This window comes from Streptomyces sp. CAI-85, assembly GCF_013363615.1.
Lineage (GTDB): Bacteria > Actinomycetota > Actinomycetes > Streptomycetales > Streptomycetaceae > Streptomyces > Streptomyces antibioticus_B.
Window position 1 is genome coordinate 48,783 of sequence record NZ_JAANNX010000009.1, and the last position, 22,648, is coordinate 71,430.

Genomic DNA, 22,648 nt, shown 5'->3' on the forward strand with positions numbered 1-22,648 from the left:
CGTCGCCCACCGAGCCGTCGGCCGGCTCGCGCCCCGGCGCGCCGGGTGCGGCCGATTCCGCCGGGCGGCCCGCTCCGTTCGCCGGATTCGCGTCGGTGCCCGGCCCGTCCGTCCCGTCCCCCCGACAGCCGAAGCCCTCGCACGCTGGGAACTCAACCGTGAACCACCACCTCGACGACCAGGGCCCCGAAGGGCTCGACTCGGACGAGCTGGCACTGCGCCGGATGCTGCACCAGGCGGTCCAGGAGATGGAACCGCGCGACGGGACGCTGGACCAGCTCCGCCGTGCCGTCCCCGCCCGCCGGGCCCGTAAGCGGCAGGCCGCCGTCGGTATGGCCGCCGCGGCCCTCTTCGTCGGCACCGCCGTACCGGCCGTGCTGCACGTGTCGGGCGCGGGCGGTTCCGACGCCAACCCTTCCATCGCCGGCCAGGCATCCCAGGCGCAGGGGGGCGCGAGTCAGGGCAAGGGCCCGGACGGCGGCTCCTCGGGCAGGGCCGGCGACTCCTCCGGTACGACCGGTGAGCAGAACCCGGGTGGCGCCACCGACACCGGGCAGACCAAGGGCACGGACAGCACCGGCGCCGGCAGCGGCACCGACCCCGACGCCACCTCGGCCGCGTCCGCACCGGCGTGCACACCGGCCCAGCTCGGCTCCGGCGGATCCACGGTCGCCGTCCCCGACGCGGGCGGTGTCGTCTACGGCAGCTTCCGCGTCAGCAACGTCTCCACCACCGGCTGCACGGTCGGCGGTGCCGTCTCCCTGACGACCGCCGCCCTGGGCGCGGCCGACGCCGCGAAGATCAGCGTAGTGACGCACGCCTCGGGGGACGCGGCGGCCGCCCTGCCCGACCCCTCCCTGTACGTGGGCCCGTACCTGCTGGCACCGGGCTCCGCCTACGACGTGAAGTTCGCCTTCGTGCCCTCCGAGACCTGCCCGAGCACGGGCGGCACCACCGGGGGCGGCACCGGCGGCGCGTCCTCCCCCTCGCCCTCGCCGACCGAACCGGTCAGCACCACCGGCGACACCGGCACCGGCACCACGGCCCAGCTCTTCACCGAGGACGGCCCGGCCGACGGCAGCGTCGTCGTCACCCACACGGCCGAGGGCGGCGGCCCGTCGGTCTCCGCGACCGTGCCGGGCGCCTGCGCGGGCACGGTCTACCGGACGGGCGTACTCGCCTCGTCCTGAGCCTCGTCCTGGGCCTTCTCGGAAACGGCGGTCGTGACGGCCGGGGCGGGGCTCTCCGCGGGAGCGATCCCGAGAGCCGCGTCCCGGGCGAACTCCACCTCGCGGCGCAGCAGCCGGAACCACATGAACACCACGAACCCGGCGAACACGAACCACTCGCCCGTGTAGCCCAGGTTCTGGAACGCCTTCAGATCGAGCCCGGTGCCCGGTGTCGTGCCCGCCGGGACGGTCGTCATCCCCCGGTCGGCGGTGGCCAGGGTCACCCAGGCGTCGTAGACGTCGTACGGCACGAGGTTGACGAGGGACGCGGCGCTGATCGCCGCCGTCTGGCCGTCGGGGAGGCCGCCGCGGGCGCTCACGCCGTTGTCGCCGGGCTGTTCGGACGCCTGGAGCGCGCCGGTGACGGTGACCTCGCCGGCCGGTGCCGCGGGGATCTTCGCCCCCTCGGGGCCGCCCGGCAGCCAGCCGCGCACGACCGGCAGCACCTCGCCGCCGTCGGTGCGCAGCAGGCCGAGGACGTAGAAACCGCTGCGGCCGTCCACCTCGCGGTCGGGCACCACGAGCTGCCCGGCGTACCGGCCCGAGGCCGTGACCTGCTTGCCCGCGGTCGCCTTGTCCACCGGGAGCAGTTCGGCGAGCGGCCGGGCCGGGTCCGTACGGGCGGCCTCGGCGCGTTCCTTCGCGACGCGCGAGTCGTCGACCCGCGACTCGAACCGGCTGAGCTGCCAGGAACCCATGAACACGCAGAAGGGGATGGCCAGCAGCACGAAGACGTTGATCCCCCACCAGCGGGGCGTCAGCAGGAACCGGTACACGCCCCCCACGGTACGGGGCGGCCGGGTGCGGCCGGGTGGCGGGGGTGAGAGCTTGGTGCGAACTCGTCCACAGGCTGGGTGCGACGTGGATCGTTTGTCGGCGCGGGCGGGCAGTATGGGGCCATGACTGAGAGCAACGGGTCCGCCGCGCCGGAGCGGACCGAGGAGATGCCGGCCTGGGAGAAGCGCTTCCGGGCGCCCCGGGTGTCCCTGCCCGACTGGGCGGAGGACGCGCCGGACCGCTCCCTGTTCGTGTCCAACGCGACGGGGACGTATGAGCTGTATGCCTGGGAGCGCGCCACCGGGGAGCAGCGTCAGGTGACGAACCGGGCGAACGGCACGACGGACGGCGTGCTCTCGCCGGACGGCGCGTGGATCTGGTGGTTCGACGACAAGGACGGCGACGAGTTCGGCGTCTGGCGCCGCCAGCCCTTCGAGGGCGGTGAGGACGAACTGGCCACGCCGGGCCTCGACCCCTCCTACCCGGCGGGCCTCGCCCTCGGCCGGGACGGGCGGACGGCCGTGGTGGGCCGCTCCACCGACGAGGACGGCACGACGATCCATGTCGCGCGGACCGGCGAGCCGCCGTTCGAGCTGTACCGCCACCGGGAGTCGGCGGGCGTCGGCGACCTCTCCCACGACGGTCGGCTGATCGCCGTCGAGCACACCGAGCACGGCGACGCGATGCACTCCGCGCTGCGCGTCCTGCGCCCGGACGGCACCACGGTCGCCGAGCTGGACGACACCGAGGGCGGCACCCGGGAACTGGGCCTGGAGGTGCTGGGCTTCGCGCCCGTGGACGGCGACACCCGGCTGCTCATCGGGCATCAGCGGCGGGGCCGCTGGGAGCCCCTGGTGTGGGACGTGGCGTCGGGCACCCAGACGGACCTGGCGCTCGACCTGCCGGGCGACGTCAGCGCCGAGTGGTACCCGGACGGCTCGGGCCTGCTGATCGTGCACAGCTTCGAGGCGCGCAGCGAGCTGTTCCGCTACGACTTCTCGGGCGGCGGCCTGGAGAAGGTGCCGACCCCCGCGGGCACGGTGTCGGGGGCGACGGCCCGGCCGGACGGCAGCGTGGAGTACCTGTGGTCCTCCGCCGCCCAGCCGCCCACCGTGCGCTCCACGGCGGGCGGTACGGTCCTCGACCCGCCCGGCATGAAGTCGCCCGGCTCGGTGCCGGTGGAGGACGTGTGGGTGGAGGGCCCCGGCGGCCGTATCCACGCCCTCGTGCAGAAGCCGGCCGGCGCGACCGGTCCGCTGCCCACCGTGTTCGACATCCACGGCGGCCCGACCTGGCACGACAGCGACGCGTTCGCGGCGGCGCCGGCGGCCTGGGTGGACCACGGCTACGCGGTGATCCGGGTCAACTACCGCGGCTCCACCGGGTACGGCCGGGCCTGGACGGACGCGCTGAAGGTGCGGGTCGGCCTGATCGAGCTGGAGGACATCGAGGCGGTACGGCAGTGGGCGGTCTCCTCCGGCCTCGCCGACCCCGCCCGGCTGATCCTCACCGGCGGCTCCTGGGGCGGCTACCTCACCCTCCTCGGCCTGGGCCTCCAGCCCGACGCGTGGGCGCTGGGCATCGCGGCGGTCCCGGTCGCCGACTACGTCACGGCCTACCACGACGAGATGGAGGCCCTGAAGGCGATGGACCGCACCCTTCTCGGCGGCACCCCCGAGGAGGTCCCCGACCGCTTCGAGGCGTCCTCCCCCCTCACCTACGTCGACCGGGTCACCGCCCCGGTCTACATCTCCGCCGGCGTCAACGACCCCCGCTGCCCCATCCGCCAGATCGACAACTACGTCAAACGCCTGGAACAGCGCGGCGCCGAACACGAGGTCTACCGCTACGACGCGGGTCACGGCTCCCTGGTCGTCGACGAACGCATCAAACAGGTCCGCCTGGAACTCGACTTCGCCGAACGCCATCTGGGGGTGTCGGGGAGGTAGGTCACGGGCGACCCCGGGCGGGCCCCGGCGCCCCGGAGCCGACTGCCCCGGGGCCGGCCTCGGCCGTCGGGGCGGCACGGTGGCTCCGGTGGTTCGGCGGGGCGAGCGGCGCCGGGCGGGCCCCGGTGCCCGGCGCCAGGGCCTTTCTTTCGGATCTGGCCGGCTCCGAGTGCCGGTGCGTCTCGGCGCGCCCCCCGGCAAGATCCGAAAGAGAGGCCCTAGCCGTCCCGGAGCCCCGTTCCGGCAGCTCCGGAGGCTCTGGCGCGGCCGCGGCGCCCGGTACTTGCGCGCTCCCCGACGTCTGGCTGAGGGAGCGCCCACCGCCGGTCGGCCCCGCCGCCCCGTGGGCCGCGTCGGGGCTGTGGGTGCGAGGCCGTGCCACCCGGTGCTTCCGGCGCTCCCCGAGGTCTCGCCGAGGGAGCGCCCGTCGCGGGTCGGCCTGGCCGGGGCCGTGGGCGCGAGGTCGTACTGCCCGGTGCTTCCGGCGCTCCTGGAGGTCTCGCTGAGGGCGCCTCCGCCGCCGGTCGGTCCGGCCGCTTCGCGGGGCCGCGCCGGGGCCGTGGGCGCGAGGTCGTACTGCCCGGTGCTTCCGGCGCTCCTGGAGGTCTCGCTGAGGGCGCCTCCGCCGCCGGTCGGTCCGGCCGCTCGGCGGGGCCCTGCCGGGGCGGTGGGTGCGAGGTCGTACTGCCCGGTGCTTCCGGCACTGCCCGAGGTCTCGCTGAGGGCGCCTCCGCCGCCGGTCGGTCCGGCCGCTCGGCGGGGTCCTGCCGGGGCGGTGGGTGCGCGGTCGTATTGCCCGGTGCTTCCGGCGCTCCCCGAGGTCTCGGCGAGGGCGTCCCCGTCGCCGGTCGGACCGGCCGCTCCGCTGGGCCGCGCCGGGGCCGTGGTGCGCGGTCGTATCGCCCGGAACTACGCGCGGCCGGCGCCCCGGCCCCGGCGGCCCAGGAGTTCTGCGAGGCCCCGGCGGGTGGCGGCCAGGACCACTCGGTCCTCGTCGCGGAGGACGTAGGTGTCGGGGAGCTGCCAGATCAGGCCCGAGCCGCCGTGTCCCTCCTCGCCCGTGTCCAGGGCGAGGACGCGCCAGCGGCCCGCGCGGAACGCCTCGCCGACCGTGCGGCCGGTGAGCTGGGCGTGTTCGCCGACGACCAGCGCGGCGAAGAGGAGGACCCGGCGTTCCACCGGGATCGCCCCCAGGATCTGCCGGCCCATCATCGCCCCGGCGAAGGACGGCGCCGCCAGGTGCGACACGCTCCGGCTGCGGGTCAGCGCCTGCGGGTGCGCGGCCCGCAGGGTGCGGTACACCGCCGTCGCGAAGTCGTCGTCGTACAGCCGCAGCACCACCCGCAGATCGGGCCGCAGCGTACGGGCGTACAGCGCGGCCTCCAGGTTCGTGGTGTCGGAGCTGGTCACCGCGAGCAGCGCGTGCGCGCGGTGGATCTTCGCCGCCTCCAGGACCCCCTCCTGCGTGACGTCCCCCAGCACCACCGGCACCCGCAGCCGCCGCGCCACCGCGACCCCGCGTGCCTCCGGCCCGGCCTCGACGCACACCACCGGGATCTCCAGCTCCCGCAGCCGGATCAGCACCCGGGTGCCGATCTTCCCCAGCCCGAGCAGCACGACATGCCCGCTCAGCCCGCGCGGCGGCCGCCGTACCGCCGCCGGTCCGCGGAAGGTGCCCAGTGCCTCCAGGACCGCCGCCAGCAGCACCGGCAGCAGCAGCAACCCCATGAGCCCGGTGAGGAGTTGCAGCACCTGCCGGGCCGTGGAGGCCCCGACCGCCGGTTCGTTGATCGCGAACAGGTCCAGCAGCGTCAGATACAGCGCCCCCAGCGGATGCACCCCGGTCACCAGCCCCAGCGCCACCGCCAGCGCGAGCACACACCCCACGAGCCCGGCCAGCGACCACCGCAGCCGCCGTGAGAACAGCGAGGCGAACGGCACCACCCCGCCCCGCCGCCCGGACGGCAGCGCGGACCCCGCCGAGTACGACACCTGCTCCAGCACCACCGAACCGCGCCGCCCGGCCGCCGCCCGCTCCGCCGCCGCGTCCGGCAGCAACTGGGGCCCCTGGTCGCCGCTGTCCTCCGAACCGTCCGCGTAGGCGGGGTCGTTGCCCGGCGCGGAGAGCAGCGCGAGCGTGGCGAGACCGTCCGGTACGGCGCTCTCCCCGGGCCCGGGCGCGGGGCGTTCCACCGCCCGCAGCATCAGCCCGTCCGTCTGCACGACCCGGGTCGTCCCGACGACGGCGGCCGCGGCCAGCGCGGGCGCGGCGGTCACCGAGTCGGACAGTACGGTCGTGGACGCGTCCCCGATCCCGGCCCCCGGCTCGTCGCCGTAGACCAACGTGGCCGCCTGGTCGAGGAGTTCGGAGATGTGCGCACCCAACCGCCGGTTGTAGAGCCGCAGGACGAGCCGCAGCCTCGGGTTGAGCCGGCGGGCGGTGAGCGCGGCACGGATGTTGGTCTCGTCGTCGTCGTACACGAGCGCCAGCGCCGCCGCCCGCCCCACCCCCGCCTCGGCGAGCACCGCCTCGGTGGCCTCGACCGCCTCCAACGTCCTCTCCCCGCCGCCCGGTTCACCCCCGGAGGGCGAGGTGCCGTTGCCGCCGCCCGCCCGGCCGACGGCCGCGCTCACCATCCGGTCGAGCAGCGCCGCGGACACCGAACGGGCCCGCCCCACCACCGGCGGCCGCGCCACCCGGTCGGCGGGCGGTACGACGAGGGTGACCTGCTCCTCGTAGACTCCCCGCAGTTCGGCGGCGAGCCGGTGCGCGAGTCCGTCGTCGCCGCACACCACCATGTGCGCTCCGGCGCCGCCCGGCGCCCGGCCCTGATTCGGAAGGCTCCCCACGAGGGAGAAGACTGCCTCACCCGGCCGGCAGGTTCCACGCCGGAGGTGAACATGCGGTGTGCAACGACCGTATGCAGGGGGAGCCAGGGCGACAGACGAAAGCGACAGACAGGCGGAGGTGTTCAGGACGTGGCCGTCACCGACAAGGCCCCGCGCCACGACCCGCCGCGCGACAAGACCCCGCGCGACAAGACCCCGCGCGACAAGACCCCGCGCGACAAGACCCCGCGCGACGAGCCCCCGGCACCGCCGCGGTTGTCCTCCCCGCTCGTCCTCACCCTCGTCCTGGTCCTCCTCGTCCTGCTCCAGAGCCCCGTCCGCCGCGCCCTGTCCGCCCCCGTGATGCAGAGCTGGACCACGGTGTTCGTGGCGGTCGTGCTCCAGGCCCTGCCCTTCCTGGTGCTCGGCGTCCTGCTGTCGGCGGCCATCGCGGTCTACGTCCCGCCGTCCTTCTTCGCCCGCGCGCTCCCCTCCCGCCCCGCGCTCGCCGTACCGGTCGCCGGGGTCGCGGGCGCGGTGCTGCCCGGCTGCGAGTGCGCCTCGGTCCCGGTGGCCGGCGCCCTGGTCCGCCGGGGCGTGACCCCCGCCGCCGCGCTCGCCTTCCTGCTCTCCGCCCCCGCCATCAACCCGATCGTGCTGACGGCGACCGCGGTGGCCTTCCCGCGCAACCCCGAGATGGTCGTGGCCCGGTTCGCCGCCAGCCTCCTCGTGGCCTGCGCGATGGGCTGGCTGTGGCAGCGGGTGGGCCGCACCGACTGGATGCGGCCCCCGGCGCACGCGCACCACGAGGGGCAGACCAAGGGCGCCGCGTTCTGGGACGCGGTCCGTCACGACGTGATGCACGCGGGCGGCTTCCTGGTGGTGGGCGCGACGGCGGCGGCCACCCTGAAGGCCGTCGCCCCGGAGAGCTGGCTGCGCACGGCCGCCGACAACCCGGTGATCGCGGTCCTCGCCCTGTCCGTCCTCGCCGTCGTCCTGTCCATCTGCTCGGAGGCGGACGCGTTCGTCGCCGCGTCCCTCACCCAGTTCTCGCTGACCGCCCGGCTGGCGTTCCTCGTCGTGGGCCCGATGATCGACCTCAAGCTGTTCGCGATGCAGGCGGGCACCTTCGGCCGCGCCTTCGCCCTGCGCTTCGCGCCCATGACCTTCGTGCTGGCCGTCGCGTCCGCCGTCCTGACGGGAGCGGTCCTGCTGTGAACCGACAGTCCCAGGCCGCCGTCCTGTTCCTGCTCGGCGCGGCCCTGCTGCACGCCGGCACCACCGACCTCTACCTGCGCTACGTCAAGTCCGGCCTGCGCCCGCTGGTGCTGGCCGCCGGGGCCGTCCTGATCGTCACGGCGCTGGCGACGGTCCGGTACGAACGCCGCCGCGCCAAGGCGCAGGGGGCGGAGGGGGCCCACGTCCACCCCGAACCCCGCGTCTCCTGGCTGCTCGTCCTCCCGCTGCTCGCCCTGATCCTCGTCGCCCCGCCCGCCCTCGGCTCCTACAGCGCGACCCGCACCGGCACGGCCCTCCAGGAACCCCTGGCCTACCCGCCGCTCCCCGCCACCGGCCCGCTGAGCCTGAGCCTCGTCGACTACGCGGGCCGTGCCGTCTACGACCACGGCCGCACCCTCGCGGGCCGCGAGGTCGAGGTCACCGGGTTCGTCGCCCTCGACCACGACGGCACCCCGTACCTGATCCGGATGGCCCTCAACTGCTGCGCCGCGGACGCCCAGCCGGTCAAGGTCGCCCTCACCGGCCGTATCCCGCCCGTGCTCCAGCCGGACACCTGGCTCACCGTCACCGGCACCTACACCCCGCGCCGCACCGAGGACCCGGTCAACGGCGGACCGATCCCGTTCCTGAAGGTGACCGCCGCCGAGCCGGTGAAGGCACCCCGGGACCCGTACGACGAGTCCTGGAACAACTGAGCGCCCCTTGACCTGCCCGTACGCGCGGCCGCCGGGTACTGTCGGCCTCGCCGGCACCATGATCGGCGACCAGGCTGAGGGGATCCGGGTCCCGCGAGGGACCGACGGGGGAGTGGGGGCTGCTGTCATGACACTGAACGCTCGGGGACGCGGGGCCACCTCGGTGGCGGTGACCGCCGCGGCGACCGCCGCCGTGACCGCGCTGACGCTGCTGCCCGCGACCGCCGCCGGGTACCCCGCCTCCGCCGGCCCCTGGGGCACCGCCACCGCGCTGACCGGCGACCAGGGGCAGCAGGGTCTGATCGACGTCCGTACCGCCGCCGACGGCACCGCGTTCGCCCTGTGGCGCGACAAGGCGGCCGGCGCCTCCACCTGGGAGATACGGGCGGCGGTGAAGGCCGCCGACGGTGACACGTGGAGCGCCCCGCACACCCTGCTCACCGGCGTCGGCGCGAGCGCCGAGGCCCGGCTCGCCGTGGCCCCCGACGGGCGCGCCGTGGTGACCTGGGTGGCCGGCAGCGGCACGGACGGCTCGCTGACCGCCCTCGCCGCCACCTGGGACCCGAAGGCCCGCACCTGGTCGGCGCCGGCCGGACTCACCGCCCACGACGGCCTCAACCTCTCCACGCCCCAGGTCGCCGCCGCGGCCGACGGCACCCTCACCGCCGTATGGACGCAGGGCTCGCGTGCGCTTCAGTTCGACGTGGTGAGCGCCACCCTCGCGCCCGGCGCCACCGGCTGGTCCGAGCCGAAGACCCTGGGCGGCGTCACCACCGGCTCGGTGGACGACCTCGCGCTCGCCGTGGCGCCCGACGGCGCCGCCACCGTCGTCTGGGACGCCTACGACTTCTTCACCGGCGCCCACGCCGTCACCACCGCCACGCGCACCGCCGCCGGTGTCTGGAGCGGCGCGGCCGCGCTGCCGGGCGCCGACGCCTCCGTCGGGGACGTGCGCGTGACGATGGACGCGAAGGACGCGACCACCGTGCTCTGGCTCGACGTCACCGACCCGGACACGGGCACCGGCGACCTCAAGTCCGTGACCAGGAAGACCCCTTCGGCCGCGTGGGGCACCGCGCAGACCGCCGCGGCCGCCGTCCGCCCGAGCGACGACAGCGGCCCGCTGACCGCGCCCGACGGCGATGTCACCTACGTGTGGACCGGCTGGAGCGCCGCCGCTGGCACCCCGGTCGTCCAGACCGTCACCCGCGCCGCCGCGACCGGCACCTGGTCCCAGCCGAAGACCCTCTCCACCGGCTATGTGAAGTGGCAGGTCTCGGCCGCGATCGGCGGCGACGGCACCGTCCAGGTCGTCTGGCCGCAGACGCCGTCCATCGACAACGGGAACGACAACTCCCTCCAGTGGGCGGTCCGTTCGAACGGCGCCTGGAGCGCGGCGACCGCCGTGAACGGCGCGTCCGTGCCCGCCGTCCCGAACACCGACGCCCTCACCGGCGAGGTGGCCGCGGGCCCCGACGGCCGGGCCACGGTGGTGTGGCGCGAGGCGGCCTACCCGGGCGGCGGCGCGTACACCTCCCGCCTGTGGGGCCGTTCGCAGACGCTGCTCGCCAAGCCGGTCGTCACCCAGAAGGCGACGCTCTCCGGGACCGCGCGCACCGGCTCCACGCTCACCTGCTCCGCCACCGCGACCGGCCTCCGCGTCACCACGGCCTGGTCCTGGCTGCGGGACGGCAAGGCGATCGCGGGCGCGACGGCGAAGACGCGCAAGCTGACCGCCGACGACCACGCCCACAAGGTGTCCTGCCGGGCGACCGCCGCCAACCCGGCCGGTTCGGTGGTCTCCACCTCCGCCGCCGTCACGGTCGCCGCGGGCCCCGCGCTCAAGCCGACCAAGGCGCCCTCGGTCTCCGGCACCGCGAAGGTCGGCCGCAAGCTGACCGCGAACCACGGCACCTGGACGCCGTCCGCCACGTCCTACACCTACCGGTGGCTGCGCGACGGCAAGGCGATCACGGGGGCCACCCGGTCCACGTACGTCCTGGCCAAGGCCGACAAGGGGAAGAAGATCACCGTGAAGGTGACGGCCCGTCGCACGGCCTGGACGAACGGCTCGGCGACGACGGCGGCGGTCACGGTGCGCTGACGCTCCGCGGGGTTTCCGGGGCCGGCCGCATGGCTGGTCCCGGGACTGCTCCCGAGGCTGTTCCCAGGGCGGGGGATTTCCGCGCTACGGCGCGGTTAAGTCTCCCGCAAACTCTGGTGGCCGGGGGGTGATCACCCCATGATGGTGGCATGACGGCGGCCTGGCATGCCCTGAACCGACTGACGACCTGGCCGGACCTCACCGAGGTCCGGCCGAGCTGTGGCACCGGCCGGGCGCTGCGCTCGACCAGGGCCGAGATCGCGCACTTCCACTCGGGGCGCAGCGTCGATCTGCACCTCACGGCCGGAACGATCCGCCGCTTCGAGCACGACCTCGGCCACTCCACGGCGATCCGGCTGGTGCCGGGTTCGCACTGGGTGACGGTCCGGATGGAGTGCGAGGCGGACATCGGTCTGCTGATGACCCTGATGAGCGCGGCCCTCAAGGCCCACCACACCTGGCCGGCCACGACCGAGACCCCGACGGTCCGCTGCAACGACCGCCGGGAGGCGGCGCTTTCGCATCGGGCGCGTCTCTGACGCGCGCTCCGTGTAGTTCCGTACTCCTCCCGGCCGCCCGCACTCCCGTCAGACGTTGACGCCGAAGTCCGCCGCGATCCCGGCCAGGCCGGAGGCGTATCCCTGGCCGACGGCGCGGAACTTCCACTCCGCGCCCGCCCGGTACAGCTCGCCGAAGACCATCGCCGTCTCCGTGGAGGCGTCCTCGGACAGGTCGTAGCGGGCGATCTCCTGGCCGCCGGCCTGGTTGACGACCCGGATGAACGCGTTGCGGACCTGCCCGAAGCTCTGCCCGCGGTTCTCGGCGTCGTGGATCGAGACCGGGAAGACGATCCGGTCGACCCCGGCCGGCACGGCGGCGAGGTTCACCTTCACCGACTCGTCGTCGCCCTCGCCCTCGCCGGTGAGGTTGTCACCGGTGTGCTCGACGGACCCGTCGGGGCTGCGGAGGTTGTTGTAGAAGACGAAGTGCTGGTCGGAGAGGACCTTGCCGGACGCGTCGAGGAGCAGCGCGGAGGCGTCGAGGTCGTAGTCGGTGCCGGTTGTCGTCCGGACGTCCCAGCCGAGGCCGACCAGCACGGCGGTCAGTCCGGGCGCCTCCTTGCTGAGCGAGACGTTGCCGCCCTTGGACAGGGTTACTCCCACGGTGTGCTCCTCCTCGGCGTGCGCGACCGGCCCGGTGCCCCGGACCCGATCTTGAATCTACAGCACTGTAGATATACGGGACCGGGCTTCCGCGATTCCGGGGCAGGCGTCGATACGATGGCCGACCGGGAAACGGACGGTGGCGGCGGCGGAGAGGGGACAGGGCGTGACGGACGACGACCGGCAGCGCCCCCGACGGCGGGGACAGGGCGAGCTGGAGGCACTGGTGCTGTCGGCCCTGCGGGAGGCCGGCGAACCGGTGACGGCCGGCTGGGTGCAGGAACGCCTCGGCGGCGACCTCGCCTATACGACGGTGATCACCATCCTGACCAGGCTGCTCGGCAAGGGCGCGGTCACCCGCGAGCGCTGTGGACGCTCCTTCGCCTGGCTCGCCGCGTCCGACGAGGCCGGTCTCGCCGCGCACCGGATGCGCCGGGTGCTGGACGGCGAGCGCGACCGCGGGGCGGTGCTCGCCAGCTTCGTCACCGGTCTCGGCCCCGACGACGAGCGGCTGCTGCGCGAGCTGCTGGACCGGCCGGAGGCCGACTGAGTCCCATGGGCCTCTTCGTCTTCCTGCCGCTGGTCCTGCCTCTCACGGCCTGGCCGGTCGCACGGCTCGCCGAACAGCGGCTGCACCCGCGCACCGCGACCCGGCTGCTGACCGGCGTGGCCGCGGTGATGGCGGTGTGCAGCACGGTCTGCCTCGGGCTGCTGATGGTCGTCGGCACCGCCCAGTTGCCCGGCAACCCGCTGCCGGACGCCTGGTCCGACCCCGAGGTCCGCGCGGCCGTCCCGCACGACGAGATCGCCGGCCGGGCCGCCGTCCCCACCCTGTGCGTGGTGGCGGTGGTCTGCGCCCGGACCCTGTGGCGGCACCACCGGGTACGCCGCCACGCCCACCGCGCCCTGGCCGGCCTGCCGACCACCCAGGTCGCGGTCCTGCGGGACGCGACGGCGGCTTACGCGTATGCCCTGCCGGGCGGCGGCGGACGGTACGGCTCCGGGGGAGGGCGCGGATCTGGTGGACGGCGCGGATCTGACGGACGGTATGGACGGTACGGCCCAGGCCGACTGAACGGCCCCGGCTGGCGGCACGGCTTCGGCCGCATCGTCGTGACCTCCGCCCTGCTCGACTGTCTCGAACCCGCCGAGCGGCGCGCCCTGTTCGCCCATGAGCGGGCCCACCTCGCCGCCCGCCACCACCGCCATCTGCTCGCCGTACGACTGGCGGCGCAGGCCAACCCGTTCCTGCGCCCGCTCCGCACGGCCGTCGCCTACACCGCGGAGCGGTGGGCCGACGAGGAGGCCGCGCGGGCGGTCGGCAGCCGCCGTACCGTGGCCCGGGCGATCGGCAAGGCCGCGCTGGTCTCGCACGGCGCCGCGCCCCCGCCGGGCCTGGCGGCCCTCGTCCCACCCGGGGTGGCGGCACCGCCCGGTCTGGCGGCCCTCGTCCCACCCGTAGCGGCGCCCCCGCCGGGCCTGGCAGCCCTGGTCCCACCCGGCGCCGCACCACCCCCCGGCCTGGCGGCCCTGGCCGGGCTGCCCGCCTTCGCCGCGCCCGCCCCCGGCCCCGTGCCGCGCCGGGTGACGGCCCTGCTCGCCCCCGCCCCCACGCCCCGCCACTGGGCGTCCGTCTTCACCACCGTCGGCCTCGCCGTCTGGTGCGCCGCCGCGGGGACGGCCGTCTCGGCGATGTCCTCGGCGAACGCGGCGGTGACGATGCTGTTCATCCTGCACGCGGCGACCCCGCTCTGAACCCGCCACCCCCCGCGCCTCACTAAGATCATCGACGGGGGATCGGATCAAGTAGGCGCGCACGTGAGGGAGTTGGGCCGACCCGATGCAGCACGACCTGGCCGAGCGGTGCCGGGCGATCACCGGGACCCGCTGGTTCTCCGTCGCCGTCCTCGCCCTCATCCTCGCCAACGCGCTGGTGCTGGGCGTCGAGACGTACACCGGCTTCGCCGCCCGCAGACACGACGAGCTGAAACTCGTAGAGCACTGCTTCCTGGCCGCGTTCACCCTGGAGATCCTGCTGCGCGCCGGCGCCCACGCCGACCGCCCCCGCGACTTCCTCCGCGACCCCTGGAACCTCTTCGACCTCGCCGTCGTCCTGTGCGCGTTCCTGCCGGTCATCCGCGAGAACGCCACCGTGCTGCGGCTGCTGCGCCTGGCCCGGGTCCTGCGCGCGGCCCGCTTCCTGCCCCAACTGCGCATCGTCCTGGTCGCGGTGGCCCGCAGCCTGCCCGGCACGGTCAGCTTCCTGCTGGTCGGCGCGCTGCTCCTGTACGTGTACGCCATGGTCGGCTGGCTCTTCTTCGCGGCCGAGGACCCCGAGCACTACGGCTCCCTCGGCCGCGCCGTCCTCACGCTCTTCCTGCTGATGACCCTGGACGGCCTGGGCGACGCCGTCCGCGCCGGTCTGGAGATCTCCCGCTGGAGCATCGCGTACTACGCCTCGTACGTCCTGCTGGGCTCGTTCGTCCTGGTGAACGTCCTGATCGGCGTGGTCCTGACGTCGTTGGAGGAGGCACGGGACATGGAACGCGACCTGGAGGCCCCCGAAGCTTCCGCTCCGCCCTCCTCGCAAGAGATCCTGCACGCCCGTGTCACCGCCGCGCGGCAGGCGCTGGCGGACCTGGAGCGCAGCCTCGCCGAACTCACGCCCCCTCCGCCGTCCCCGCCGCCCCCGGAACGTGACCCCGCCCGCCCCTCGCGCTGAACCGTTCCGCCTGTAAGGCTCAGCCCGTGACCTACGTAGTGACCGTTGACATCTGCATCCCGGAGGGCACTCCGGAGCTGGACCCGCTCCAGCGCGCCGGCGCCGTGGCGCTCGTCGAGGACGGACTGGACGCCGTCCGGGCCGTCGAGGGCCCCGACGGCGTCCAGGTCGACGTGCTCGACACGATCGTGGCCGTCCACCCCGGCGGCGCCCTGCTGAAGGTCGTCGTGGACGCCCCGGCCCTGGAGTTCGCCGAGGGCTCGGTCCAGGTGCTCGTGGACGAACTCCTCGAACGCACCGAGGTGTTGGCGGACTGGACGATCGAACGGTGCGAGGTCGAACTCCACCAGGACCTGGCCAGGGAGAGCCTCGCCGCCGCCGACGGCCCCGACGCCCCGCCCGACGACCTCGCCCTCCGCAGGGCGCGGCACACCGCGGGCGCGCCGTCCGCGCAGAACGCGGGGGAGGGCGCAGACGGCCCCGACGGCGCCGCGACGAAGGCACGGGCCGCCCGCGCCAGGATGCTGGAGCTGGCCGCCGAACTGCGCGCCTTCCCGCCGGCGGTGTTCGGCGTGGAGGCGGACGACGACAGGCGCGCCGTCCCCGCGGAGAGCGCCCGGCTCGCCGCCGGCGCCCTGGTCCACGCGACCGACACCCTGGTGGACGAACTCTTCGAGGACGTACAGGTCCTGGCCCAGGAGGACGCCACCGTCGCCGAGTGCGAGGGCCCGCTGTGGCACCTGGAACGCCTCCCCGACCGTTACGCGCTCCAGTACGACGCCCGTTTCGCCCGCCGCTTCCTCGTCACGGTGATCGCGCTGACCACCCGGTTCACCGACGGAAGCTTCCAGCACCTGAGCTGTGTGGCCGAGGAACTGGCCCTGCGGTTCCTCCTGAACGAGGCGACCACCACCCTCGAACTCCACGACCTGCTCGACGACCACGTCTCCACGGCCCTGGCCAACCTCGCCGACGCGCTCTGCATCGACACGGACCACGACCGCGTCCACCACCCGACCGCTCTCCTGCCCTTCACCTCCTGGTTCACCCCGTTCACGGAGGACAGCTACGCCCACCCGTCGACGACGGACGAGCCGGAGGCGGCACCGCAATAGACCGGAGGCGGCACCGCAAGAGAACCGGAGGCGGCACCGCAAGAGAAATGCACAGGTGCCTCATATATCCCTGTGGGCTCCGTTAACATGTTCGAAATCGCGCAACGAGCACAACGAGCACATGGGCAGAGCATTGAGAGAAACCGGACTTTTCCGCGGAATCACCCCCCGCGCGATACTGTGGGCCACCGCCGCCGCGGTGGCCCTCGGATTCCTCATAGCCCTCGAATTCACCGCGCGCCATTACGACATACCGGGCCCGATCACCGTCCAGGCCCGCGAAGCGGTATTCCCGCCCAAATCAGGCTTTCTGCTCTACGCCGGCATGGCGCTCATGATGGTGGTCCTCCCCTGGCGGCAACGCCTCACGGCGACCGCCGCCGCCATCGGTATCGACGTCGTCATCGCGGCCGTCCGCTGGGCGGCGGACCTGGGGAGCACCGAGGGCCACTTCTTCGGCAACGGCGCCCTCTGGGTCCTGCTGGCCTACGGCGTCATCGCCCTCACCCGCCGCACCGGCCCGGAACGCGTCCTGCTCCTCAAGGGCGTCGGCCTGGGCCTGCTCCTGGTGGCGGGCCGCAAGGCGGGCGACACCTGGCTGCTGATCACCTCGAAGTCCCGCCCGATCGTCCTCGACCAGTACATGGCGACCGCCGACCACGCGCTCGGCAACCCGTCCTGGCTGGTAGGCCGTCTCGTCACCGCCACCGGCGCGATCGGCTTCAACATCCTGGACATCGTCTACGGCCAGCTCGCGGTGGCCGCGGTCGTCGTCTCGCTCTACCAACTGCGCAATGTCGCCGCCGAACGCCGTTTCCCGGCCCACCACCTGGTCCGCACGTTCCTGGTGATCGGCCTCCTCGGCCCCGGCATCTACATGATCTACCCGGTCGTCGGCCCGATCTTCGCCTACGGCACCGGCGCCGCCCACTGGGAGTCCGTCAGCCTCTGGACGGACCCGCCCGCCACCGTGCACTGGGCGGTCGCCGACCTGTGGCCGAACACCCCGCCCCCGGTCGGCACCCCGCAGCACATGCCGTTCGACGAGATCACCCCGCGCAACTGCATGCCCAGCCTCCACACCGCCTGGGCGACCGCCATCTACATCCACACCAGAAAGGCCCCCCGCTTCCTGCGCCACGCGGGCACCTTCTGGCTCCTGGCCACCCTCTGCGCGACCCTCGGCTTCGGCTGGCACTACGGTGTGGACCTCATAGCGGGAGTGGTCTTCGTCCTGACGATCGAGGCGGCCCTGAGGGCCCAGGCAAGAGGCTGGGACACGTCGTCGACCTGGCTGGTGACCTACGGCACCACGGTCTTCGTCACCCTCCTCCTCACCTACCGCTACCTCCCGACCCAGATGGCCCACCACCCCTGGCTGGCGGGCCCCCTGCTCCTCCTGGCGATGGCGTCGGTGATCTACGCCTACATCCGCACGACGACGAGGTGGCACAGCGGCCCCACGCCGACCCCGGAGAACGAGCCACAGCCGCAACTGGTCTGATGCCCCGGCCGGCCTGCTCACAGGTCGTCGTCATCGACGGGTTCGGGCTGCCGGGTGTAGGCGAGGTCGAGGACGTAGCGTTCGGTGACGGGGCAGTTGGCCCACGCCTGGGTGAGGCGGTCTTCGAAAGCGTCGTCCGTGGGCTGGTCGAGGCTGCTCTCGTAGTAGTCGGCGGTCGCCCGGCGGCCTTCCCACCAGGCGTGGCCTTCGTAGACGCCAGGGCGGGGCAGAGCCATCTCCCCTGCCGGGCCGTATTCGAGCTGGTTGACGACGAGGATGCCGGTTCCGGATTCGATTCTCACAGGGACATGGCCCTCGGCATCGGCGGGTGGGACCGGCGGGGAGTCCCAGACGCGGACCACGACCTCGACGTCGATGTCGGGCTGAAGACTGCGGATGTACACGTGGTAGCCGTTGCCGGCCACCACGTGCCTGCGGGCAGCGACCATGGCGTCGTCGTCGCCGAGATATGCGTCGGCGTCGTACACCTCCACGACACGGCGGGCCGGTGTGGCCTTGCACGTGTATTCGGCCAGGAGCGCCATGTGCCGCTGCCCTTCCGTCAGTTGGTGATCTTCAGATAGAAGGCGTCGCCGTCCAGGATCCGGTTGAGGGTGTACATCTGATCGAGCCTGCGGCCGCCGGTCTCATTGTCGTCGCCCTCGATGAGCCTGACAGAGAACCGGTTGTCGCCCTTCGTGGAACCTTCCTTGGTGGAGGCGAAGGGATACTCGTCACACTGGAGTCCGGTTCCCGAGTAGTCGCCCCATACGATTCCGCATTCCTTGATGGAGCGGGTGCGGTTCTTGTGCTGCTTCTCCGGGTCGATCATCCGGTGCAGCGGTTCCTTCGCTCCTGGAACAGTCTTGCCCGGCCAGGAAGGGAAGGTGCGCTCCGGACGGTTCAGGGCGTCGTAGATGTGCAGTGCACTTTCGTTGACGGCCGGGTCCTTCTGGCTCATCACCAGTTCCACACGGGCCTTGGTGAAGACAGTGCCCTTGAACTTGCCGCCGACCTTTCCTGCGTAGTCGTAGCGAACGCTCGAGGTGTATGCGTTGCCTCCCCCCGTGAAGGGAGCGGCATTGGGTGAGCTGGCAGTCAAGTCCATCGAGACAGTGGAGAATACGCGCTGCTGCTTGCCCTGATCGTACAAAGCGCCCTTGTCCGGAGAGGTATACGTGAGGGTCCAGTGCGGCTTGCTGTCCCACGCGCCGAGCAACTCGTCACGGGCATCGGTCTGCGGCGCGGTCACCTTGGGATCCGGATCGCTGTCCGATGCGTTGACGTTGTCGCGGAAGTGCTGTCCGAGCCGCCACTTTTTGGCGTCCTCCGTGGGTATGGGTTGGACGCGTATGTTCTCGATGCTGGCGACGTAGTCGACGCGTCGGCTGCCGTCGTAAGCGAAACCGAGTACCCATTGGTCGAACCAGAGGCGGCCTAGTGTTGTGGTGCCCCTGACGTCCCGCAGGACCAGGTCGAAGGGCCGCTTCTGGCAACTTTCGAAGCGGGACTTGATCCACCCCGTGGCGGTCTTGGCCTGCGCTGCGTGATTGGCGCATTGCTGGCGGAGATCGTGCTGGTCGCCGGGAGGCGGGTCGACCGCCGCCTGCCGCTTCGCGGACTTCGGTCCCTGGGATCCGGCGTACTCGGCGTACGGGACGGGCCGGTCGAGGCCGCGCAGCTCGTCGGCGGAGAGGGAGGCGGCGTCGACGAACACCGTGCTCTCGGAGCCTGGGTCATGGGCGGTCGAAGCAGTGTGGGCGGCGGCGGTGGAGGCCGCGGTGAGCAGGGTCAGGGCCACCGTTGTAGCGGTGACACGGGCGAGACGTATGAGCGCGGTGCGTGGCTTCACCAGTGAACTCCTTGCAAGCGGGAGGAAGCGGCGGGGCAGCTACGGCGCGTGATGATCACGAGGCATCGCAGAGGTCGCCCCAGCACGCCTCCAGCAGCGCGCCGCTGTGCGCGGAGTAGCGGGCGGTGAACCCGTTGACGCGGCGGTCAGCGTGCTGCAGTCCCGGGGTGGAGCTGGTGGAACTCACCCGCCAGGCGTTGTCCCCGCTGCCAGCCGCGTTCGTGCGAGTGGTCAACGCGAGAGGTGAAGCGGGCGGCGTGACGGCGATGGCGCCGCTCGGGACGTCGAAGGCGGCTGCGGCCCGGGACCGGATGTCGTCAGCGGACACGGCCGCATCGGGGGAGGCATCCTCCGACGCCTCACCGGACGGCAGAGCGGCGGCGTTGCAGACCCGCACCGTGATCACGCACTCCGACAAGCCGGGCACGGTGGCCAGGCAGTTGTCGGGATCATTCTCCAGGCAGGCGTGCAGAGCCTGCTGGTCCACGCCGTTGAACGTGCTGGGCGGGTTGGCCGCGCCAGCGTTCCAGCCGTGCGCCGAGGCGGCGGGCGGAGCGGCTGAGGAGGCCGGGGCGGCGGCCTGCCGACGGGGCTTGCTCACGATCCACTGGACGAACTTGCTGCCGTCGGTCAGCTTGGTGGTGAAGCACTTCGGCGGCTTGTGGGTCGCACTGCACACGGGGAGCGTGACGGACTTGGCCACGTTGCCCGTCGCGACCTGCTGCCACACCTTGTTCCCGGTCATGAACTGCATGCGGTTCGCGATCGAGGGGATGTTGACGTACTGCGGTCCGGTCACCTCGAGGCCGACATCGACGCGGTTGGTGCTGCCCCCGGTACCTTGAGCTGTTTGGTGGTGGAGCCCACCTTGTTGAAGTCGTAGAGCACGTCCCACTGGTCGCCCCTGTCCTGGCGGACGGTCATGTAGGTGTGGTTGCGCTTGTCCGGCTTGGTCGGGTTGACGCCGGCCTTGATGGCTGTCGTGCGCCCGCCAGGCCGATCTCGATGTTGGGGGCCAGCGGACTGCTTGACGTGTTCGGGCTGACACGCAGGTAGTTGGCGGCCGCGACAGCCGTCGAGCCTGGATCGACCTGATCAAAGGTGATGGGTATGTTGCGCCAGGTGGCGAAGCCGCCGATCATCGGCTCGCCCGGTTGGCTGCACGTCATCGCCCAGAAGGTGATGCGGGCGTTGTAGAGGCCGGTGCAGGCTTCGTTGGGTGCGGCGGCACTCGCTGACGGAGCGGTGCAGATGACAGTGAGTGCGGTGACCCCGGCGCATGCCGAGGCTAAGAATCTCGCGCGTAAACGCGACAAGGTTCCCCCTAGGAACGGTCAAGAATGGTCACGCACAACCTAGGGTGACTTTCCTTCAATTCATGTGCCCAGATGCCAAGTTGGCCGAGTCCCAATACGTGATCACCGCCACGTCCGGCTGCAGCGCATTGGTGCCGGAGGGCTGTGCCACCTGCGATCCGGATGGGCGTTGAGCAAGCGATTTCCCGGCGTGCGAGCGGGATCCTCGGTGGCCTGAACGGGGAACTGTTCAATGAGTTCCGAGCCAAGTTGGGAAAATGCCGCGAGCGCAATCCGAGGATCTTCGCCACGGGTGGTGGGGCGCAGACGACCGCCACTGACTATTCACTTCCAGCCGCTACAGGAGGGTGCTTCACCTCCAGACGCCTTGCCGTGGAAGCGGCAGAACGTCAACCAGGCGCCAGTCGATCACGTCGTCAGATGCGTGCTGTCGCACGCACATGTGTACTCCGCCCGGCACCCTGCATCGTCCTCGGAACATCATCCATGCGGCCTTCGCCGACCGTAGACGTGTCGTGAGGTGCTGGCGCCGCCTTGCGGAGTCGTCGAGGTGGATCACATGTCGGCCGAGCTCCACGACGACGGTGTGGTTTCCGTCGGGCCATTGCCATGCCCGCCTCGAACAGGAGGTTCGGCCGGGGCTGGATCTGCCGGCTGCCTCGGGGCCCAGCATCCGTGAGACTCGCGTGCAGGTAAGTGACCCTGTCGGAGGGCTGGAGGCGGCAACGCCTGTGCGTTGAGGAGCCGCCTTCCCAAGGTCGGCTTCTCAACGGCCCCCAAGACATCGGAGACGACTCAGGGGTCTGATCCGCTCTCGCGGATCAGACCCCTGACCTTGGTACTTCGGCTGTCGGGGTGGCGGGATTTGAACCCACGACCTCTTCGTCCCGAAGCAACTTGGGTCGGGGCGCTGCCTTGGGCTGGTGTGTCTCTCACCTGCGTCGATGGTCCGCAGGCGTCCGCGCTTGTCCGCCGCTGTCCGTCGGCGTTGTCACGCAGTTAGACACTCACCCAGCAGGCGCTACGCGAGCTTCAGTCGCCCGCGAACCAGAGGTAACTGCCTGGAGTGGCTGAGCACTCACCCAGCATCCTCGCGAGGTCGTCCAATGTGGCGAGCTGACGCTCGCCACTGCACCGTTGCTTCAGATCGCCAATCTCACGGACGGCGACTGCGGCCTCCTCCTCGTTCATCAACGTGTCCCCGTACAGATCGACGGCAGTGAGCCTCCCGGGTACGCCGAGGAGCTGAAGAGAGCCGAGCGCATCGGCCAGAGCATCGCCATGCCCGTAGGAACTCTGCAAGAGCGTCGCGCGCCAGTTCCTGCGCGCCGGCCGTGATGAGTGCAGCTCCAGATCAATCCCCATGCCTCATGATGCACACGCAGTGCTGTCGGACAGCTGCTCGTGATCTGCGCGGCCACACGTGGTCAAGGCCCTTCGCTCACGGTGTTTTCTTGCCCTGGGTCTTGTCGGACATCTTGGGGACCTCGGCTTTTGCTGGTCAGAGGAGGTGGGCTCGTGCGCCTGGTCATCGTCGTTGGTCGTCATTGGCCACTGCCGAGCGGCCTCGGACGGCCCAGGTACGGCCCAACTTCGGCGCGCCCGCGGGACGGCTGGCACCTTCAGCGCACCCAGTCCCAACCTCAGCCGACGACAGCCCGCCACTGCGGTGGGTGCGTTCTACCCCACACGCGTGTGCCTCGCTGCACTCCCGCCGGCCCCAGCCACGCCGTCTTTTTTGCCGTATCGACCGGCACGAAGATGAAGATCCTTCACCCCAAGTGGGACGACACAGCCCGTCAAAGCCGAGGTCACTGCCATCCTCGCCGAGACCGGCGCGGGCGCACCTGATCCGGTCGGCCAACTCCCCCCAGTAACATTGCATCTAACATACTTATACGTTCGGTGAACTCAATGAACGCAATTTGCGCGGTTCCCGTTATACAGCGGTACTGTTTCACGTGAAACACCGGCCGGACTTAGTCCGGACGACGAAGGGCCCGACACCCGGCGGCTACCGGACGTCGGGCCACATCGCCCGGTGTGCTGCCTGGGGCCCGGCTGTCTAAGGTTCGGCCGGGCCCCTAGGTAGGGCCTCGACGGAACAGCCGGTATCAAACCGAAGCGTTCCCGCTATCGGTGGTTCAGCAGCCA

At 72.2% G+C, this 22,648-nt stretch carries 18 protein-coding genes; 11 read left to right on the forward strand and 7 right to left on the reverse strand.

The window, feature by feature from the left end; translation table 11 throughout:
* Positions 1–158: 158 nt before the first annotated feature.
* Positions 159–1,190, forward strand: coding sequence for a hypothetical protein (locus tag G6W55_RS14030; protein ID WP_175521161.1), 1,032 nt, complete (start codon positions 159–161; stop codon positions 1,188–1,190).
* Here the strand turns inward: G6W55_RS14030 and G6W55_RS14035 are convergent.
* On the reverse strand, positions 1,160–2,005 hold the full coding sequence (locus G6W55_RS14035) for an SURF1 family protein (RefSeq protein WP_175521162.1): 846 nt from the start codon (positions 2,003–2,005) through the stop codon (positions 1,160–1,162). The two genes, G6W55_RS14030 and G6W55_RS14035, sit on opposite strands and share 31 nt — an antisense overlap.
* A gap of 123 nt (positions 2,006–2,128) precedes the next feature.
* Here G6W55_RS14035 and G6W55_RS14040 point away from each other — a divergent pair, with 123 nt between their 5' ends.
* A complete protein-coding gene (locus G6W55_RS14040; protein ID WP_175521163.1) occupies positions 2,129–3,955 on the forward strand; it encodes a prolyl oligopeptidase family serine peptidase in 1,827 nt (608 codons plus the stop codon).
* A 909-nt stretch (positions 3,956–4,864) separates the two neighbouring features.
* Here G6W55_RS14040 and G6W55_RS14045 read toward each other — a convergent pair.
* The gene (locus tag G6W55_RS14045) at positions 4,865–6,754 is read right to left on the reverse strand and encodes an NAD(P)-binding protein (protein ID WP_175521272.1); all 1,890 of its coding nucleotides are present in this window, start codon (positions 6,752–6,754) and stop codon (positions 4,865–4,867) included.
* 180 nt (positions 6,755–6,934) lie between these two features.
* Here G6W55_RS14045 and G6W55_RS14050 point away from each other — a divergent pair, with 180 nt between their 5' ends.
* The 4 genes from G6W55_RS14050 (at position 6,935) to G6W55_RS14065 (ending at position 11,361) form a co-directional block, all read left to right on the forward strand.
* Complete coding sequence (locus G6W55_RS14050; protein ID WP_175521164.1) at positions 6,935–8,002, forward strand: permease; 1,068 nt, start codon at positions 6,935–6,937, stop codon at positions 8,000–8,002.
* Positions 7,999–8,718 (forward strand): TIGR03943 family putative permease subunit, encoded by a 720-nt coding sequence (locus tag G6W55_RS14055; RefSeq protein ID WP_175521165.1) that lies wholly within the window; start codon positions 7,999–8,001, stop codon positions 8,716–8,718. The genes G6W55_RS14050 and G6W55_RS14055 overlap by 4 nt, the downstream gene beginning before the upstream one ends.
* Before the next feature lie 127 nt (positions 8,719–8,845).
* Positions 8,846–10,822 carry a hypothetical protein gene (locus G6W55_RS14060; RefSeq protein ID WP_175521166.1) on the forward strand — a complete coding sequence of 659 codons (1,977 nt, stop codon included), beginning with the start codon at positions 8,846–8,848 and terminating at the stop codon, positions 10,820–10,822.
* 149 nt (positions 10,823–10,971) lie between these two features.
* Positions 10,972–11,361 (forward strand): luciferase family protein, encoded by a 390-nt coding sequence (locus G6W55_RS14065; protein ID WP_175521167.1) that lies wholly within the window; start codon positions 10,972–10,974, stop codon positions 11,359–11,361.
* Positions 11,362–11,409: 48 nt separating this feature from the next.
* Here the strand turns inward: G6W55_RS14065 and G6W55_RS14070 are convergent, their stop codons facing one another.
* Positions 11,410–11,985 carry a TerD family protein gene (locus G6W55_RS14070; protein WP_175521168.1) on the reverse strand — a complete coding sequence of 192 codons (576 nt, stop codon included), beginning with the start codon at positions 11,983–11,985 and terminating at the stop codon, positions 11,410–11,412.
* A gap of 166 nt (positions 11,986–12,151) precedes the next feature.
* Here G6W55_RS14070 and G6W55_RS14075 point away from each other — a divergent pair, with 166 nt between their 5' ends.
* The 5 genes from G6W55_RS14075 to G6W55_RS14095 all read left to right on the forward strand — a co-directional run bounded on the left by G6W55_RS14075 (position 12,152) and on the right by G6W55_RS14095 (position 17,326).
* Positions 12,152–12,535, forward strand: coding sequence for a BlaI/MecI/CopY family transcriptional regulator (locus G6W55_RS14075; protein ID WP_078637042.1), 384 nt, complete (start codon positions 12,152–12,154; stop codon positions 12,533–12,535).
* A gap of 5 nt (positions 12,536–12,540) precedes the next feature.
* The gene (locus G6W55_RS14080; RefSeq protein ID WP_175521169.1) at positions 12,541–13,740 is read left to right on the forward strand and encodes a M56 family metallopeptidase; all 1,200 of its coding nucleotides are present in this window, start codon (positions 12,541–12,543) and stop codon (positions 13,738–13,740) included.
* 85 nt (positions 13,741–13,825) lie between these two features.
* Entirely contained in the window at positions 13,826–14,707 is an 882-nt protein-coding gene (locus G6W55_RS14085) for an ion transporter (RefSeq protein WP_175521170.1), read from the forward strand.
* 26 nt (positions 14,708–14,733) lie between these two features.
* Positions 14,734–15,822, forward strand: coding sequence for a hypothetical protein (locus G6W55_RS14090; RefSeq protein ID WP_175521171.1), 1,089 nt, complete (start codon positions 14,734–14,736; stop codon positions 15,820–15,822).
* A 121-nt stretch (positions 15,823–15,943) separates the two neighbouring features.
* Positions 15,944–17,326, forward strand: coding sequence for a phosphatase PAP2 family protein (locus G6W55_RS14095; protein WP_175521172.1), 1,383 nt, complete (start codon positions 15,944–15,946; stop codon positions 17,324–17,326).
* 17 nt (positions 17,327–17,343) lie between these two features.
* Here the strand turns inward: G6W55_RS14095 and G6W55_RS14100 are convergent, their stop codons facing one another.
* The 4 genes from G6W55_RS14100 to G6W55_RS14115 all read right to left on the reverse strand — a co-directional run bounded on the left by G6W55_RS14100 (position 17,344) and on the right by G6W55_RS14115 (position 21,859).
* The gene (locus G6W55_RS14100; protein ID WP_175521173.1) at positions 17,344–17,871 is read right to left on the reverse strand and encodes a hypothetical protein; all 528 of its coding nucleotides are present in this window, start codon (positions 17,869–17,871) and stop codon (positions 17,344–17,346) included.
* A 17-nt stretch (positions 17,872–17,888) separates the two neighbouring features.
* On the reverse strand, positions 17,889–19,178 hold the full coding sequence (locus G6W55_RS14105) for a NucA/NucB deoxyribonuclease domain-containing protein (protein WP_175521174.1): 1,290 nt from the start codon (positions 19,176–19,178) through the stop codon (positions 17,889–17,891).
* A 55-nt stretch (positions 19,179–19,233) separates the two neighbouring features.
* The gene (locus G6W55_RS14110) at positions 19,234–19,977 is read right to left on the reverse strand and encodes a hypothetical protein (protein ID WP_254876244.1); all 744 of its coding nucleotides are present in this window, start codon (positions 19,975–19,977) and stop codon (positions 19,234–19,236) included.
* A gap of 1,549 nt (positions 19,978–21,526) precedes the next feature.
* Positions 21,527–21,859: a hypothetical protein gene (locus G6W55_RS14115; RefSeq protein ID WP_175521175.1), complete on the reverse strand. Its 333-nt coding sequence runs from the start codon at positions 21,857–21,859 to the stop codon at positions 21,527–21,529.
* Positions 21,860–22,648 lie beyond the last annotated feature (789 nt).

Bases quoted from the DNA above. Each gene is read 5' to 3' on its own strand.
- G6W55_RS14040 (WP_175521163.1), top strand. From the start codon at position 2,129: ATGACTGAGAGCAACGGGTCCGCCGCGCCGGAGCGGACCGAGGAGATG.
- G6W55_RS14045 (WP_175521272.1), bottom strand. From the start codon at position 6,754: ATGGTGGTGTGCGGCGACGACGGACTCGCGCACCGGCTCGCCGCCGAA.
- G6W55_RS14060 (WP_175521166.1), top strand. From the start codon at position 8,846: ATGACACTGAACGCTCGGGGACGCGGGGCCACCTCGGTGGCGGTGACC.
- G6W55_RS14065 (WP_175521167.1), top strand. From the start codon at position 10,972: ATGACGGCGGCCTGGCATGCCCTGAACCGACTGACGACCTGGCCGGAC.
- G6W55_RS14080 (WP_175521169.1), top strand. From the start codon at position 12,541: ATGGGCCTCTTCGTCTTCCTGCCGCTGGTCCTGCCTCTCACGGCCTGG.
- G6W55_RS14085 (WP_175521170.1), top strand. From the start codon at position 13,826: ATGCAGCACGACCTGGCCGAGCGGTGCCGGGCGATCACCGGGACCCGC.
- G6W55_RS14095 (WP_175521172.1), top strand. From the start codon at position 15,944: ATGGGCAGAGCATTGAGAGAAACCGGACTTTTCCGCGGAATCACCCCC.
- G6W55_RS14100 (WP_175521173.1), bottom strand. From the start codon at position 17,871: ATGGCGCTCCTGGCCGAATACACGTGCAAGGCCACACCGGCCCGCCGT.
- G6W55_RS14115 (WP_175521175.1), bottom strand. From the start codon at position 21,859: ATGGGGATTGATCTGGAGCTGCACTCATCACGGCCGGCGCGCAGGAAC.